16 protein-coding genes are annotated in these 16,688 nt (G+C 57.4%); 12 read left to right on the top strand and 4 right to left on the bottom strand.

The genetic code is table 11. The features are described from left to right. Nucleotides 1-4: 4 nt before the first annotated feature. Together flgM and flgA are read right to left on the bottom strand one after the other, a co-directional pair. Nucleotides 5-298, bottom strand: coding sequence for a flagellar biosynthesis anti-sigma factor FlgM (gene flgM / locus RHN82_RS01415; RefSeq protein WP_003858002.1), 294 nt, complete (start codon nucleotides 296-298; stop codon nucleotides 5-7). Between the two features lie 93 nt (nucleotides 299-391). Then, complete coding sequence (gene flgA, locus RHN82_RS01410) at nucleotides 392-1,051, bottom strand: flagellar basal body P-ring formation chaperone FlgA (protein ID WP_045344268.1); 660 nt, start codon at nucleotides 1,049-1,051, stop codon at nucleotides 392-394. Nucleotides 1,052-1,208: 157 nt separating this feature from the next. On the opposite strand from flgA, the gene flgB reads away from it, so the two are divergent. The 11 genes from flgB to flgL all read left to right on the top strand — a co-directional run bounded on the left by flgB (nucleotide 1,209) and on the right by flgL (nucleotide 11,066). Further along, on the top strand, nucleotides 1,209-1,625 hold the full coding sequence (gene flgB, locus RHN82_RS01405; protein WP_003857999.1) for a flagellar basal body rod protein FlgB: 417 nt from the start codon (nucleotides 1,209-1,211) through the stop codon (nucleotides 1,623-1,625). 3 nt (nucleotides 1,626-1,628) lie between these two features. After that, entirely contained in the window at nucleotides 1,629-2,033 is a 405-nt protein-coding gene (flgC, locus tag RHN82_RS01400; RefSeq protein ID WP_003857997.1) for a flagellar basal body rod protein FlgC, read from the top strand. A gap of 11 nt (nucleotides 2,034-2,044) precedes the next feature. Further along, nucleotides 2,045-2,755: a flagellar hook assembly protein FlgD gene (gene flgD, locus RHN82_RS01395; RefSeq protein ID WP_003857994.1), complete on the top strand. Its 711-nt coding sequence runs from the start codon at nucleotides 2,045-2,047 to the stop codon at nucleotides 2,753-2,755. Nucleotides 2,756-2,781: 26 nt separating this feature from the next. Then, nucleotides 2,782-3,990, top strand: a complete 1,209-nt coding sequence (flgE, locus tag RHN82_RS01390) for a flagellar hook protein FlgE (RefSeq protein ID WP_003857992.1) — start codon at nucleotides 2,782-2,784, stop codon at nucleotides 3,988-3,990. Between the two features lie 20 nt (nucleotides 3,991-4,010). After that, nucleotides 4,011-4,766, top strand: coding sequence for a flagellar basal body rod protein FlgF (locus tag RHN82_RS01385; RefSeq protein ID WP_003857990.1), 756 nt, complete (start codon nucleotides 4,011-4,013; stop codon nucleotides 4,764-4,766). Nucleotides 4,767-4,777: 11 nt separating this feature from the next. After that, complete coding sequence (gene flgG, locus RHN82_RS01380; RefSeq protein ID WP_000625853.1) at nucleotides 4,778-5,560, top strand: flagellar basal-body rod protein FlgG; 783 nt, start codon at nucleotides 4,778-4,780, stop codon at nucleotides 5,558-5,560. Between the two features lie 57 nt (nucleotides 5,561-5,617). After that, complete coding sequence (flgH, locus tag RHN82_RS01375; RefSeq protein WP_003857987.1) at nucleotides 5,618-6,316, top strand: flagellar basal body L-ring protein FlgH; 699 nt, start codon at nucleotides 5,618-5,620, stop codon at nucleotides 6,314-6,316. Between the two features lie 12 nt (nucleotides 6,317-6,328). Then, complete coding sequence (locus RHN82_RS01370; RefSeq protein ID WP_047052430.1) at nucleotides 6,329-7,426, top strand: flagellar basal body P-ring protein FlgI; 1,098 nt, start codon at nucleotides 6,329-6,331, stop codon at nucleotides 7,424-7,426. Beyond that, a complete protein-coding gene (gene flgJ, locus RHN82_RS01365; RefSeq protein WP_017384732.1) occupies nucleotides 7,427-8,380 on the top strand; it encodes a flagellar assembly peptidoglycan hydrolase FlgJ in 954 nt (317 codons plus the stop codon). A 75-nt stretch (nucleotides 8,381-8,455) separates the two neighbouring features. Next, nucleotides 8,456-10,096 (top strand): flagellar hook-associated protein FlgK, encoded by a 1,641-nt coding sequence (gene flgK / locus RHN82_RS01360; protein WP_033487237.1) that lies wholly within the window; start codon nucleotides 8,456-8,458, stop codon nucleotides 10,094-10,096. A 16-nt stretch (nucleotides 10,097-10,112) separates the two neighbouring features. Next, nucleotides 10,113-11,066 carry a flagellar hook-associated protein FlgL gene (flgL, locus tag RHN82_RS01355; protein WP_047051884.1) on the top strand — a complete coding sequence of 318 codons (954 nt, stop codon included), beginning with the start codon at nucleotides 10,113-10,115 and terminating at the stop codon, nucleotides 11,064-11,066. Nucleotides 11,067-11,156: 90 nt separating this feature from the next. Here flgL and RHN82_RS01350 read toward each other — a convergent pair whose 3' ends face one another. Continuing rightward, nucleotides 11,157-12,353 carry an MFS transporter gene (locus RHN82_RS01350; RefSeq protein WP_047051885.1) on the bottom strand — a complete coding sequence of 399 codons (1,197 nt, stop codon included), beginning with the start codon at nucleotides 12,351-12,353 and terminating at the stop codon, nucleotides 11,157-11,159. A 109-nt stretch (nucleotides 12,354-12,462) separates the two neighbouring features. Between RHN82_RS01350 and RHN82_RS01345 the strand changes: the two genes are divergently transcribed. Further along, complete coding sequence (locus RHN82_RS01345; RefSeq protein ID WP_176686931.1) at nucleotides 12,463-13,401, top strand: LysR family transcriptional regulator; 939 nt, start codon at nucleotides 12,463-12,465, stop codon at nucleotides 13,399-13,401. 44 nt (nucleotides 13,402-13,445) lie between these two features. On the opposite strand, the gene rne is transcribed toward RHN82_RS01345, so the two are convergent. Continuing rightward, nucleotides 13,446-16,562: a ribonuclease E gene (gene rne, locus RHN82_RS01340; RefSeq protein ID WP_047051889.1), complete on the bottom strand. Its 3,117-nt coding sequence runs from the start codon at nucleotides 16,560-16,562 to the stop codon at nucleotides 13,446-13,448. Between the last annotated feature and the right edge of the window lie 126 nt (nucleotides 16,563-16,688).

Raw genomic sequence — 16,688 nt, 5'->3', positions numbered from 1 at the left:
ACGGTTAGTTACTCTGGAGGAAACTCTGTGCGTCCTGAATCAGCGCATCAGCGATTTTGCTGGTATCCATTTTCAGTTCGCCGTTACGGATAGCCGTTTTCAGCGCTTCAACACGTTCCATGTTGATATCGCTGCTGCCTGGCTGCATCAGCTTCGACTGGGCATCGCTCAGCGTGACGCTGGTGCTGTTAGCCGTCGACGTTTTTTCCAGACGCGTTTTTTGCGGGGCAGCCTCATTCGTTTCGCGAGGTTGTACAGTGCTAACCGGCTTCAGGGCTGATGTACGATCAATGCTCATAGTGTTGTCCTCATCGAGGGTTCGCGGCGTTTGCGCCTGACATCATCATTTGTTGAATATTTATCGGCAGTCGCCGCGAAATCTTTAAAAAGATTACAGGTTAATCAGAATATTCCCATCAGGACCGACCGTGCCGCTGACCACCTGGCCTGAGGACATTCTGACCCGGGCATTTTGCGCCACTGCGGCATTATTCAGCGCTTTTCCTTCACTGTTGATACTAAAGCCTTCGCCATTGGCGACCACCATCACCTGTTGTCCCGCTTTCACCCGCCACGCCTGGCGCAGCATGGATAGCTGTATCGCCTGTCCAGGAGCGACATCGCGCAGGCTGACCGCCTCCTGAGCCTGGTTGATATCCAGCATCGTCCGCGGTGGAAGCTGATCCAGACGGCCTCGCTTCAGCGTTACGCTGTCAGGTTGCAGCAGGCTGCCCCGGGGAATGGGAACGGCGGCGACAACATAATTGCCCGTCGCCTGAACCGCAACCTGTAAGTAGCGTTTTTCATTGGCGCAACGCGCAAGCACGTTCACGTTGCCCCATAAGCGGGTGCTGCCGGTCACGCTAAATGACGGGGCTTCGCAGGAAGGATAAAGGTTAGGCGGGGTGCGCACGGTCACGCGTACGTCATCGCTGAAACCGGCCAGCTTCTGCGCAAAGAATGCATTGAGCTGGTCCTCTAACCCCTCCGCCTGCACCAGAGGGCTCAAAAGCAGTAGGGCCGCCGCCAGGCCACGTTTAAAAGTCCGCATCGCACGTTCCACCATGTCCAGAATTAAGCAAATTCTACCCGCAGTGGTTTTCCATCAACGCAACAAATAGCGACGCATTTTGCGCTTATTCCGTCGATAAGGGAGACGCCTTGAGATTTAAGCTGTGAACTGAAATTTTCTCATCAGCGGAGGAGACATGCTCGATAAACTCGACGCCGCGTTACGTTTTCAGCAGGAAGCGCTCAACTTACGCGCCCAGCGGCAGGAGATTTTAGCCGCCAATATCGCCAACGCGGATACCCCCGGGTATCAGGCGCGCGATATTGATTTTTCCAGTGAACTCAAAAAAGTGATGGAGCGTGGACGTGCCGAAGGAACGGGTGTCTCACTGGCCCTGACCTCCTCACGTCATATTCCCGCTCAGGCGATGACCGCGCCAACGACCGACCTGCTTTACCGTATTCCCGATCAGCCCTCGCTTGATGGCAACACCGTCGACATGGACCGGGAGCGCACACAGTTTGCCGATAACAGCCTGCAATACCAGACAGGACTGACGCTACTCGGCGGGCAAATTAAAGGCATGATGACCGTCCTACAGGGGGGCAATTAGTAAATGGCCTTGCTGAATATTTTTGATATCGCCGGTTCGGCATTAACGGCGCAGTCCAAACGACTGAACGTGGCCGCCAGTAACCTGGCCAACGCCGACAGCGTGACCGGCCCTGACGGACAACCGTATCGCGCTAAACAGGTCGTCTTCCAGGTTGATGCTGCACCGGGTGCGGCAACGGGCGGCGTTAAAGTGGCGGACGTGGTTGAGAGCCAGGCGCCCGACAAGCTGGTTTACGAGCCAGGCAACCCGCTCGCGGATGCCAGCGGCTACGTGAAAATGCCGAACGTGGATGTGGTCGGGGAGATGGTGAACTCCATGTCCGCGTCGCGCAGCTACCAGGCAAACGTCGAAGTGCTTAATACCGTGAAGAGCATGATGCTCAAAACACTCACTCTCGGCCAGTAAAGGAGACACGCATGTCCATCGCCGTAAACGTGAATGACCCGACAAATACCGGCGTCAACAGCACCAGCAGTGCGACCGGTTCCAGCTCTCTCACCGGGAGCAATGCCTCCGATTTACAGAGCAGCTTTCTGACCCTGCTGGTGGCGCAGCTGAAAAATCAGGACCCGACCAATCCGATGCAGAACAACGAACTGACCACGCAGCTTGCGCAGATCAGTACCGTCAGCGGCATTGAGAAACTGAACACCACGCTCGGCTCGGTCTCCGGACAAATCGATAACAGCCAGTCCTTGCAGGCCGCCAACCTGATCGGTCACGGGGTGATGATCCCGGGGACCACGATTCTGGCGGGCACCAGCACCACCGATGGCACGTCCACCACCACCACGACGCCGTTTGGCGTTGAGTTGCAGCAGCCGGCCGACAAAGTCACCGCCACAATCAAAGACGCCAGCGGCAACGTGGTGCGCACGATTGAGATTGGCGAGCTTAAAGCGGGCGTTCATACCTTTACCTGGGATGGCAGCCTGACCGATGGCACTAAAGCGCCTAACGGCTCGTATCAGGTTGCGATTAGCGCCAGCAACGGCACCACTCAGCTGGTGGCTCAGCCGCTACAGTTTGCCCTGGTTCAGGGCGTCATCAAGGGTAGCGATGGCAACAAACTGGATTTGGGTACCTCCGGTACCACCACACTCGACGAAGTTCGGCAGATTATCTAAGCCTTCATACTTATCAGGAGTAAGTCATGGCCTTTTCTCAAGCGGTCAGCGGCCTGAATGCTGCGGCCACCAACCTGGACGTCATTGGCAACAACATCGCCAACTCCGCGACCTATGGTTTTAAATCCGGTTCTGCGTCTTTTGCAGATATGTTTGCAGGCTCTAAAGTGGGCCTGGGCGTGAAGGTGGCGGGTATCACCCAGGACTTCACCGACGGGACGACCACCAACACCGGTCGCGGTCTGGACGTCGCCATCAGCCAGAACGGTTTCTTCCGTATGGTGGATGCCAACGGTTCCGTATTCTACAGCCGCAACGGCCAGTTCAAGCTGGATGAAAACCGTAACCTGGTGAACATGCAGGGGCTTCAGTTAACCGGTTATCCGGTTGCCGGCACGCCGCCTACGGTGCAAACCGGTGCGAATCCGCAGGCGATCTCCATCCCAACGACGCTGATGGCGGCGAAGTCCACCACCACGGCCTCTCAGCAGATCAACCTGAATTCCACCGATACCGCGCCAACCGTCGCCTTCGACCCGGCCAACCCTGACTCTTACAACAAGAAAGGCACCGTGACGGTGTTTGACAGCCAGGGTAATGCGCACAACATGAACCTGTTTTATGTCAAAAACGCGACGCCAGCTAACTCCTGGAAGGTGTATTCACAGGACGGCAGCGTAGCGGGAGATGCAGCGAAACTGGCAACCACGCTGACCTTTAACGCGAGCGGCGTGCTGACGGGTGGCGATGATATCAAGATCACAACGGGCACCGTTCCGGGTGCGACGCCAGCCACGTTTGACATGAGTTTCGCCAACTCCATGCAGCAAAACACCGGTGCGAACAACATCGTGGCGACGAGCCAGAACGGCTATAAGCCGGGCGATCTGGTGAGCTACCAGATCAACGATGACGGTACCGTTGTCGGTAACTATTCGAACGAACAGACCCAGGTGCTGGGCCAGATCGTGCTGGCAAACTTCGCTAACAACGAAGGCCTGAAATCCGAAGGGGATAACGTCTGGTCTGCCACGCAGTCTTCCGGTGTTGCCCTGCTGGGTACCGCAGGTTCCGGTAACTTCGGCACGCTGACTAACGGCGCGCTGGAAGCCTCCAACGTCGATCTGAGTAAAGAGCTGGTGAACATGATCGTCGCGCAACGTAACTACCAGTCCAACGCGCAGACCATCAAAACCCAGGATCAGATCCTCAACACGCTGGTTAACCTGCGTTAAGCAGCTGACGGGAAAGCGCAATGGATCACGCAATATATACAGCGATGGGCGCAGCAAGCCAGACGCTCAATCAGCAGGCCGTTACCGCCAGCAACCTGGCAAACGCCTCCACGCCAGGTTTTCGTGCGCAGCTCAATGCGCTGCGTGCGGTGCCGGTAGAAGGGCTGTCATTGCCCACGCGTACGCTGGTCACCGCCTCCACGCCGGGCGCCGACATGACGCCAGGCCAGATGGATTACACCGCGCGTCCGCTGGACGTTGCCCTTCAGCAAGACGGCTGGCTGGCGGTGCAAACGGCGGACGGCGGGGAAGGGTATACCCGCAACGGTAATATCCAGGTAAGCGCCACCGGGCAACTGACGATTCAGGGGCATCCGGTGATGGGCGAAGCCGGTCCGTTGACGGTTCCGGAAGGGTCCGAGCTGACCATTGCGGCAGACGGGACGATCTCGGCGTTAAACCCGGGTGACCCGGCGAACACCGTTGCGCCTGTCGGTCGTCTGAAGCTGGTGAAAGCGGAAGGCAACGAAGTGCAGCGTGGCGATGACGGGATGTTCCGTCTGACCCAGGCGGCGCAGGCCACGCGTGGCGCCACGTTACAGGCCGACCCGACCATCCGCGTGATGTCCGGCGTGCTGGAAGGCAGTAACGTGAAGCCGGTAGAAGCCATGACCGACATGATCGCCAGCGCCCGCCGCTTCGAAATGCAGATGAAAATCATCAGCAGCGTCGATGAAAACGCAGGCAAGGCTAACCAACTTCTGGCTATGAGTTAACAGGACTTCCTATGATCAGTTCTTTATGGATCGCGAAAACCGGTCTGGACGCACAGCAAACCAATATGGATGTGATTGCCAACAACCTGGCAAACGTCAGCACCAATGGTTTCAAGCGCCAGCGTGCGGTTTTCGAAGATTTGCTTTATCAAACGATTCGTCAGCCAGGGGCGCAGTCTTCTGAGCAAACCACGCTGCCGTCCGGTCTGCAAATTGGTACCGGCGTGCGCCCGGTCGCCACCGAGCGTCTGCACAGCCAGGGCAACCTGTCCCAGACCAACAACAGTAAAGACGTTGCCATCAAAGGTCAGGGTTTCTTCCAGGTGCAGCTGCCTGACGGGACCTCCGCCTATACCCGCGATGGTTCTTTCCAGGTGGATCAGAATGGTCAGCTGGTGACGGCGGGCGGTTTCCAGGTTCAGCCTGCGATCACCATCCCGGCGAACGCGCTGAGTATCACCATTGGTCGTGACGGTATCGTCAGCGTCACTCAGCAAGGTCAGGCCGCGCCGGTCCAGGTTGGACAGCTTAACCTGACGACCTTCATGAACGATACCGGACTGGAAAGCATCGGCGAGAATCTCTACACCGAAACGCAGTCTTCCGGCACGCCAAATGAAAGTACCCCGGGCCTGAACGGGGCGGGGCTGTTGTATCAGGGGTATGTGGAAACCTCGAACGTTAACGTGGCGGAAGAGCTGGTGAATATGATCCAGGTCCAGCGCGCCTATGAAATTAACAGTAAAGCAGTGTCGACGACCGACCAGATGCTGCAAAAACTGACGCAACTCTAAGGTGTAGCCCGGTGCGGTAAACGTCGCACCGGCTCCCTGTTTTCGAAGATGAAGGCAATGCAAAAAAACGCGGCGTTTCGTTATCCGATCCTGACTGTTCTGGCCGTCACCCTCAGCGGGTGTGCCTGGATCCCGTCTAAACCATTGGTACAGGGTGCGACTACCGCCCAACCCGTTCCCGGCCCCGCGCCGGTGGTGAACGGCTCTATTTTCCAGACCGCGCAGCCGATTAACTACGGTTATCAGCCGCTGTTTGAAGACCGTCGTCCGCGTAACGTTGGCGATACGCTGACCATTGTGTTGCAGGAAAACGTCAGTGCGAGTAAGAGCTCGTCGGCGAACGCCAGCCGCGACGGCAAAACCAATTTTGGCTTCGACACCGTACCGCGCTATCTGCAAGGGCTGTTCGGCAACGCCCGTGCGGATGTGGAAGCCTCCGGCGGCAACACCTTTAACGGTAAGGGTGGCGCTAACGCCAGCAACACCTTCAGCGGAACGCTGACGGTAACGGTTGACCAGGTTCTGGTGAACGGCAACCTGCACGTGGTGGGCGAAAAACAGATCGCCATTAACCAGGGTACGGAATTCATTCGCTTCTCCGGTGTGGTTAACCCTCGCACCATCAGCGGCACCAACACCGTACCGTCCACCCAGGTGGCGGATGCGCGCATTGAGTACGTCGGCAACGGCTACATCAACGAAGCGCAAAATATGGGCTGGCTGCAACGCTTCTTCCTTAACTTATCGCCGATGTAAGCGAGGTGACCTATGTATAAATTTCTCTTCGCCGTGGCGCTGTCGCTGGTCGCTACCGTTGCGCAGGCCGATCGCATACGCGATCTCACCAGCGTGCAGGGCGTGCGCGAAAACTCCCTGATTGGCTACGGCCTGGTGGTGGGACTGGACGGGACGGGTGACCAGACGACCCAGACGCCGTTCACCACCCAGAGCCTGAACAATATGCTCTCGCAGCTCGGTATTACCGTACCGGCCGGGACCAACATGCAGCTGAAAAACGTGGCGGCCGTGATGGTGACCGCGTCTTATCCGGCCTTTGCGCGTCAGGGGCAGACCATCGACGTGGTTGTCTCGTCGATGGGTAACGCCAAAAGTCTGCGCGGTGGTACGCTGCTGATGACGCCGCTGAAAGGCGTCGACAGCCAGGTGTATGCTCTGGCGCAGGGCAACATTCTGGTTGGCGGGGCAGGCGCGTCGGCGGGCGGCAGCAGCGTGCAGGTGAACCAGCTGAACGGGGGACGTATTACCAACGGCGCGATCATCGAACGTGAGCTGCCGACCCAGTTCGGTACCGGCAACACCATTAACCTGCAACTGAATAACGAAGACTTCACGATGGCGCAGCAGATCGCTGACACCATCAACCGCAGCCGGGGCTACGGCAGCGCCACCGCGCTGGATGCCCGCACCGTGCAGATCCGCACGTCAACCGGCAGCAGCAACCAGGTGCGGATGCTGGCCGATATCCAGAATATGGAAGTGAACGTGCCGATTCAGGATGCGAAAGTCATTATCAACTCCCGTACCGGCTCGGTGGTGATGAACCGCGAAGTGACGCTGGACAGCTGCGCCGTTGCGCAGGGCAATCTTTCCGTCACGGTTAACCGCTCGGCCAACGTCAGCCAGCCGGATACCCCGTTTGGCGGCGGTCAGACGGTAGTGACCCCGCAAACGCAGATTGATTTACGGCAGAGCGGCGGTTCGTTGCAGAGCGTGCGCTCCAGCGCCAACCTGAACAGCGTTGTGCGTGCTCTGAATGCGCTGGGTGCAACGCCAATGGATCTGATGTCCATTCTGCAATCCATGCAAAGTGCAGGCTGCCTGCGCGCCAGACTGGAAATCATCTAAATGCTGACCGATAGCAAACTGTTGACCAGTGCCGCCTGGGATGCCCAGTCGCTCAACGAGCTGAAAACCAAAGCGGGCAAGGATCCGGCGGCGAATATCCGCCCGGTTGCCCGTCAGGTGGAAGGCATGTTCGTGCAGATGATGTTGAAAAGCATGCGTGAAACCCTGCCGAAAGATGGCATGTTCAGCAGCGATTCCACGCGGCTTTACACCAGCATGTACGATCAGCAGATTGCCCAGCAAATGACCGCCGGAAAGGGGCTCGGCCTGGCGGATATGATTGTGAAGCAGACCGCAGCCGCTCAGGGGCTCCCGCCTGAAGAGGCCCCGCCGCAGGTGCCGCTGAAGTTTGATCTGGAAAAGGTGACCAGTTATCAAAATCAGGCGCTGACGCAGATGGTGCGTAAGGCGATGCCGAAGCCGGCAGAAACGCGTGACGAGCCGCTCTCCGGCGACAGCAAAGACTTCCTGGCGCAGCTCTCCCTCCCGGCGCGTCTTGCCAGTGAAGAGAGCGGCGTGCCGCACCATCTGATTCTGGCGCAGGCGGCGCTGGAGTCGGGCTGGGGGCAACGTCAGATCCGCAGGGAGAACGGTGAGCCGAGCTTCAACATCTTTGGCGTGAAGGCCACCTCCAGCTGGAAAGGGCCGACCACCGAGATCACCACCACCGAATATGAGAACGGTGCGGCAGTGAAGGTGAAAGCCAAATTCCGCGTCTACAGCTCGTATCTGGAAGCGTTGTCGGATTATGTCGGGCTGCTGAGCCGGAATCCGCGCTACACCGCCGTGACCCAGGCCGCCACGCCAGAGCAGGGCGCTCAGGCATTGCAGAATGCTGGCTACGCGACCGATCCAAACTATGCGCGCAAGCTGACCAGCATGATCCAGCAGCTGAAATCCATGTCTGAGAAGGTCAGCAAAGCGTATAGCACAGATCTCGAAAATCTGTTCTGAAAGTTCTCAAGTCCCGGTGGAGGTTGCCGATAACCTTCATCAGGACTCGTGTCTGAACGTATAAAAGGAACCCCCATGTCCAGTTTGATTAACAGCGCCATGAGTGGCCTCAGTGCTGCGCAGTCGGCACTCAATACCGTCAGTAATAATATTTCAAGCTACAACGTGGCAGGTTATACCCGCCAGACCACCATTCTGGGGGCATCAAACAGCACCCTGACCGGCGGTGGCTGGGTGGGTAACGGGGTCTATGTCTCCGGTGTTCAGCGTGAATATGATGCGTTTATCACCAACCAGCTGCGCGCGGCGCAGAACCAGAGTAGTGGGCTGACCACGCGCTACCAGCAGATGTCAAAAATTGACGACGTGCTTTCTGATACCACAAACTCGCTTTCTGCCAACCTCCAGGATTTCTTTAAAAGCCTGCAAACGCTGGTGAGTAACGCAGAAGATCCGGCTGCACGCCAGACGGTACTCGGGAAGGCGGATGGTCTGGTAAACCAGTTTAAAACCAACGATCAATATCTCCGCGATCAGGATGCGCAGGTCAATACGGCGATTTCTACCAGCGTCGATCAGATCAATAACTACGCGAAACAAATTGCCAATCTTAACGATCAGATCTCCCGGCTGACTGGCGTCGGTGCGGGCGCATCTCCGAACGAACTGCTCGATCAGCGCGATCAGCTGGTGAGTGAACTGAACAAGATTGTCGGTGTGGACGTCACCGTACAGGACAGCGGCACCTACAACATCTCTATCGCCAACGGTTACACCCTGGTACAGGGCAGCAACGCCAGCCAGCTGGCGGCGGTGAAATCCAGTGCGGACCCTGCGCGTACAACAATTGCGTATGTGGATGCCGCAGCGGGCAACGTGGAGATCTCAGAAAAACAGATCACCACGGGGTCGCTTGGGGGGCTGTTAACGTTCCGTTCTCAGGATCTGGATCAGGCGCGAAACACCCTTAACCAGATGGCGCTGGCGTTTGCGGATGCCATGAATACCCAGCACCAGGCAGGCTTTGATGCCAACGGGGATGCAGGCGGCAAGCTGTTTGATTTTGGCTCCCCGGCGGTGCTGAGTAACGGTAAAAACACCGGAAGCGCGTCCGTTACGGCCACGATGACGGACAGTACAAAGGTCCAGGCGACAAACTATAAAGTTGAGTACAACGGTACAGACTGGACAATCACGCGTCTGTCGGACAACACCAGCTTCACGGCCAAGCCTGACGCCAGCGGTAATCTGTCGTTTGATGGTCTCAACGTTAAGATTAGCGGTTCGGCCAATAATAAAGACAGCTTTATCGTGAAGCCGGTGAATGACGTTATTGTGAATATGGACGTTGCGATCAGCGACGAATCCAAATTGGCGATGGCCTCCGCGAAAGGAAGCGGCGAAAGCGACAATACCAATGGCCAGAAGCTGCTGGATTTGCAGAGCGCCAAATTGGTGGGGGGGAACAAAACCTTTAACGATGCTTATGCCGCGCTGGTCAGTACGGTGGGCAGCACCACGGCGTCGCTGAAAACCAGCAGCGAAACCAAAGTCAACGTGGTGACGCAGCTGACCAAACAACAGCAGTCAATCTCCGGGGTTAACCTGGATGAAGAGTATGGCAACCTGCAACGCTATCAGCAGTACTATCTGGCGAATGCGCAGGTGCTGCAAACGGCGAGCACGCTGTTTGATGCATTGATCAATATCCGCTAAGGCTGAGGCATAAAAAATGCGTATTAGTACTCAAATGATGTATGAGCAAAGCATGCGCGGCGTGACGAACTCCCAAAGTCTCTGGCTCAGCTACGGCGAGCAGATGTCTACGGGGAAGCGCATCAACCGTCCGTCTGACGATCCGATTGCCGCCTCGCAGGCCGTTGTGCTCTCTCAGGCTCAAACGCAAAACAGCCAGTATGCGCTGGCACGCTCTTTCGCTACGACAAAAGTTTCGCTGGAAGAGAACGTGTTATCGCAAGTGACAACCGCTATCCAGGCTGCTCAGGAAAAGATTGTCAATGCGGGCAACGGTACGTTAAGTGACGATGACCGCGCTTCGCTGGCCACGAACCTGCAAGGTATTCGCGATCAGCTCATGAACCTCGCTAACAGCACGGACGGTAATGGTCGCTATATTTTTTCCGGTTACAAGACCGAAGCGGCGGCTTTCGACCAGACTACGGGTGATTATAAGGGCGGCGGAACGCCAATCAGCCAGCAGGTTGACTCCGCGCGCACGATGCAAATCAGCCATACGGGCACTGAAGTTTTCGATAGCTTCACCAGCAATGCGAAGCCAGAGCCAGATGGTAGTGCGCCGGAAACGAATTTGTTCAAGATCCTCGACGCCGCAATTGAAGCGCTGAATACGCCGATTGGGGAGGATGAAACGAAAGCCGAGGCGTTTACGGCGGCTATTGATAAAGCCAACCGTGGCCTGAGCAACTCCCTCAACAACGTGCTGACCGTGCGCGCCGACCTCGGTATCAAGCTGGATGAGCTGGGCAAGCTGGACGCTCTGGGTGAAGACCGCGCGCTGGGTCAGACCCAGCAGATGAGTAACCTGGTTGACGTGGACTGGAACTCGGTGATTTCGTCCTACACCATGCAGCAGGCGGCGTTGCAGGCCTCGTATAAAGCCTTTAGCGATATGCAGGGTATGTCTTTGTTCCAGATGAACAAATAAGACTCTGACCTGTTTGGCATGTCTTGAAACTGGGCATGTTTTGACTGCCCAACCCGTCCGGGTTGGGCATTTTTTTTACACACTTTCTGCCTATGCGGACAGCACCCTGGCGCTTTCAACCACTCTGATAGCCAGCGCAATGGCGCCACACAGGGTTGCCAGAGCTACCACGCCAGACCAACCCGCCAGCGTATAGATATTGCTGCCTACTGCCGAACCCAGCGCCATTCCGATGAAAATGACGGTAAACAGCAGGGCGTTCAGGCGTCCGCGGGCCTGCGGCTCAAGGCTATAGACCAGGTTCTGGTGGGCCACGAGGCTGGACTGCAAGCCGAGATCGAAACCGACCGCGGAGAGGGCAATCAGTATCAACTGACCGTGTACACCCAGTGCTGGCATCAGGAACATCAGGGCAAACGAGAGGGTCACCAGCGCGGCACCCAACTGGGTGACTTTACCGGCGCCCAGCTTATCGGCAAGACCACCCGCCAGCGGTGCAGCCAGCGCGCCAGCGGCTCCGGCAATACCAAATCCACCCGCCACGGCGCTGCCAAGGTGATACCGTTCCAGCAGCATAACCGCCAGCGTTGACCAGAATGCGCTAAAGGCAATCGACAGAAAACCCTGGGCCAGCGCGGCCCGACGCAGCGCCGGATAGCGGCGCCAGAGGTGTTCCATGGAACGCATCAGCGCCGGGTAGCTTAGCGTGGAGTGAACGGCGAAGCGGGGAAGCACGGCCCACATCACCACGCCGATAAAGGCAATACTTGCGGCGGCCAACTGATACATCACCCGCCAGCCAAAGGCCTCACCCACCACGCCGCTCACGGTTCTGGAGAGCAAAATCCCCAGCAGCAGGCCGGTCATCACCGTGCCGACCGTTTTTCCCTGTTTGCCTTCCGGCGCGAGGATCGCTGCGGCCGGGACGATATCCTGCGCCATGGTCGCCGCCATGCCAATCAGCAGGCTGGTGAGCAGCAGGGAGTGCAGCTGTCCGGTCAGGCTACAACCCAGCAAGAACAGCGCCAGGGCCGCACTTTTTATCAGGATCAACGTTCTGCGGTCATGACGATCGCCGAGCGGGAGCAGAAACAGGATGCCTAAGGCATAACCCGTCTGGGTGAGCGTCGGGACCATGCCCATGCCTTCGATGCTCAGGTGCAGGTCTGAGCCCATCAGCGGCAGCAGAGGCTGAGCATAATAGATGGATGCCACGCTAAAGCCCGCACCGAGCGCCAGCATTAAGATGACCCAGCGGCTCACGGCCCGGGTGGTGGTTGTGTTCATAAGATGTTCCTCATTCGTCGTGTGCGGCTATTTTTTATCAGTACGCCTTGCGACGGTAGCGGGCGCGGTGGTAAAACGCTTATACGTGTAGCGTATGGGTGAAAATGGTATGAAAAGGCCTGAGCGTATAGATCGGGTAGAACTGATGCGAACGTTTGTACGCATTGTGGAGGCGGGGTCCCTTTCAGCGGCGGCACGTCAGCTGGCAACAACCCAGGCCACGGTGAGCCGACGGTTGCAGTCGCTTGAGACCATGCTGGGAGTACGCCTGATGCTGCGCACAACCCATACGACCCGGCTGACCGATGACGGCGAACGCTGCTATCAGCATGCCCGACGGGTGATTGACAGCTGGCTGGCGCTGGAAGACGAGGTAGGGCAGACGGAAGATGAACCGGTTGGGGTGCTGAGGGTGCGCGCTCCGCACGCGTTTGGCCAGGATCAGCTTCTGAAACCGTTAACCGAATTTTTGCAGCGCTATCCCCAGCTTTCTGTTGAGTGGATGCTTAACGATCGCTCGGTTGATTTCCTCGGCGACAACCTTGACTGTGCTATTCGGGTGGGGGTGGAAGTCGATCCGGCGACCGTGTCCATGCTGCTGGCTGAAGTGCCGCGCTCGGTGGTGGCGTCACCGGAATTACTGGCCCGTTATCCCGCGATAAAAACGCCGGAAGATTTGCAACAGCTTCCCTGGATTGCCATCAGCTCTTTTTATCAACGCCATGTGGAGCTTTTCCACGATGCATCATCCGCCCCGGCGCGGGTTACCATTACGCCACGCCTGAGTACCGACAGCCTGTATGTGGCGCGCAATACGGCACTCACCGGGCTTGGCGTGGCGGTGGTATCCAGCTGGACGGTACAGGATGATATTCAGGAAGGAAGACTGGTGCATCTACTGCCAGAGTGGCAGCCGGCAGCGTTACCGGTACATCTGGTTTACCCCTGGTCTCGTTATTATCCGGCGCGTTTGCGGCGTTTTCTGGAGCTGATGCGGCAGATAATGCCGGAGGTCACCGGGATGAGAAAGCCCCTGCAACAGCCATAAAAAAGCCGACCCGAAGGTCGGCTTTCAGTCTTACTTAGCGTGCGTTATTCAACAGGCTGAGGACGGGTAGCTGGCGCAGTAGCCATGTGCGTCGCACTGTGACCACCGGCAGCACCTTTGCCTTCGAAGTTGAATGCCGGACGAACCCAGTCGCTATGGCGTGGCGCTTCAGGTACATACTCAGGTGCCGGGGCGCGAGTCATCGGCGCGGTAGCAACGTGAACAGGCGCTGGCGCGGCAACGACCTCAACCGGCTCGGATTTCACTTCAGGCGCTTTGACCTCTTCGACAACAGGTTCTACCTGAATCTCGACGTCCTGAACAACCTCTTCCGTCACCGTCTCGACGGCAACGTCTGCGGGCTCTTCTGCTGCGGAGACCGGTTCTGCTTCCTCCGCGACTTCTTCAGCCACCACGGTATCTTCTTCGGCAATGATCTGCGGGGCGGCATCAACCGGCGCAGCAATCACTTCAGGATGGGTCGTTTCAACTTCCACAGCCTGCGGTGCCGCCGTGTCAACAACCTGCGGTTCAACCACGGTTGCCGCTTCAGTCACGACGTCTTCCACCGCTGCTACCGGTGCAATCACCTCTTCGGTCACAGCCTGTTCTTCAACAGCCTGCTCCGGGCGAGCAACCGGGTAACGGATCCAGACTTTACCGGATGCCATCTCAGGTGACGCGCACGCCACGGTCAGCGGCATTGGCGACTGAGTCGGGTAACGCTCGTCACGGTAACGACGACGACGCTGACCGCTCACGCGCAGATGACGCGGAGAACGACGGGAGCGACGCGGCATACCTGCGTTGTCACGGTTTTCGCTGCTTTCGTCCTGCTCAACCTGATTTTCCACGACGGCTGGCAGGTCAACTTTCGCAACCTGGGTACCCGTTGTGCTTTCTGCTGCTTCAACCACGATAACGTCGTTTTCTTCCGCCTGAACAGCACCCACACGTACTTTCTGGGTCAGCTGACGCTGCTTACGACGCGGCATAACCTGAGTACGCTCTTCCTGCTCCGTGTCCTGCTGTTCAACAGGCGCTTCGCGGTTCAGGTTTTTGACTTCCTGCTGGGCCTGGCGTTTCTCGTCGTTACGACGACGGTTACGCTCGCGGCGAGGCTGCTGCTCGTCACGCTGTTTGCTCTTCTCGGACTCATCGCCCGCCTGCTGGCGAATCTCACGATCTTCAACGTTCTGCTGTTGCTTCTCGCGACGGTTGCGACGGTTGTCCTCGCGTTGTTCACGACCTTCGTTGTTCTCGGAACGATTATCACGGCGCTCGTTACGATCGCTACGGTCGTTGCGGTCATTGCGATCGCGACGATTGTTCTGACGCTTACGACGATCCTGCTGACGCTCTGGTTTCGCTTCTTTTGGCGCTTCTTTCGGCTGCTCAGGCTGAACTTCTTCGCCAGCAAACATTTTTTTCAGCGCGCCGAAGAAGCGGCTCAGGAGACCCGGCTGCTCAGGCTGCGCTTTTGGCGCGGCAGGGGCTGCCTTTTGCACGGCAGGTTTTGCCGCTGGTTTTTCCAGCGTCGCTTCCGGCGGGGCTTCCGGCATGATGAAGGTTGCTAATGCAGGCTGCTCAGGTAGTTTACGCTCGGCAGGTTCTTCATCCGATGGCAGCGCCATTTCTTCTTCATGCAGCTTCGGCAGCAGGTAGCTGAGGGTGCTTGTCTCTTCGCCTTTACGCACGCGCAGCACGTGATAGTGCGGAGTTTGCATCTCGTCGTTTGGCACGATGATGCAGCGAACGCCGCCCTGACGCGCTTCGATTGCACTCACCGCTGCACGTTTTTCGTTCAGCAGGTAGGAGGCAATCGGCACCGGAACAATGGCGTGAACCTCTTTGGTGTTCTCTTTCAGCGCTTCTTCTTCAATCAGACGCAGAATGGAGAGGGAGAGCGATTCATTGTCACGCACGGTACCCGTACCGGAACAGCGCGGGCAGACGTGATGGCTGGACTCGCCGAGTGACGGGCTGAGGCGCTGACGGGACATTTCCAGCAGGCCGAAGCGGGAGATATGGCTAATCTGGATACGTGCGCGATCCTGGCGCACCGCTTCACGCAGACGGTTTTCAACCGCACGCTGGTGGCGAACCGGGGTCATGTCGATGAAGTCGATAACAATCAGACCACCCAGGTCGCGCAGGCGGAGCTGGCGGGCGATTTCATCAGCGGCTTCAAGGTTGGTGTTGAAGGCAGTCTCTTCGATGTCGCCGCCGCGGGTTGCACGCGCGGAGTTGATATCGATAGCGGTCAGCGCTTCGGTGGTATCGATAACGATAGAACCGCCGGATGGCAGACGCACTTCACGCTGGAAGGCAGACTCGATCTGGGATTCAATCTGATAGTGGCTGAACAGCGGGATTTCACCGGTGTACAGTTTAATTTTGCTGGTGAAATCCGGGCGACCCAGCGCGGCGATGTGCTGGCGAGCCAGCTCAAGCACTTTTGGGTTATCAATCAGAATTTCACCGATGTCCTGACGCAGATAATCACGGAAGGCACGCACAATAACGTTGCTTTCCTGGTGGATCAGGAACGGAGCAGGACGGCTCTCAGCCGCTTTCTTGATGGCTTCCCAGTGCTTCAGACGGAAGCTCAGGTCCCACTGCAACGCTTCGGCAGATTTGCCGACGCCTGCGGTGCGCACGATAAGGCCCATGCCGTCTGGCAGCTCGAGACTTGCCAGCGCTTCTTTCAGCTCGGTACGGTCATCGCCTTCGATACGGCGAGAGATGCCACCCGCACGCGGGTTGTTTGGCATCAACACCAGATAGCTCCCTGCCAGGCTGATAAAGGTGGTCAGTGCGGCGCCTTTGTTGCCACGCTCTTCTTTATCGATCTGGACGATAACTTCCTGACCTTCACGCAGAACATCTTTAATGTTCGGACGGCCATGGGAGTTGTAGTTTGCAGGAAAATATTCGCGGGCGATTTCTTTGAGAGGAAGGAAACCGTGACGCTCAGCACCGTAATCGACAAATGCAGCTTCAAGGCTTGGTTCAATGCGGGTGATTTTGCCTTTGTAAATGTTCGCTTTTTTCTGTTCGTGTCCAGGACTTTCGATATCCAGATCGTACAGGCGCTGCCCATCCACAAGGGCGACACGCAACTCTTCTTGCTGAGTTGCGTTGATTAACATTCTTTTCATCGTAACTTACTCGTTATTCTTACATTGACGACAAAGCTGCGGGCAAGGTGACGCTTTCCGGGGTATGAACCGATGGCCTCGTGTCTATTCACGTCGCCAACCTCACGGTTGTCGCTCGCTTAAGAG

The sequence above is a fragment of the Enterobacter cloacae complex sp. EB5 genome (assembly GCF_031432835.1).
Taxonomy (GTDB): Bacteria; Pseudomonadota; Gammaproteobacteria; order Enterobacterales; family Enterobacteriaceae; genus Enterobacter; species Enterobacter hormaechei_C.
The sequence above is the reverse complement of the archived record's forward strand: the minus strand, read 5'-3'. Positions and strand labels throughout refer to the sequence as shown.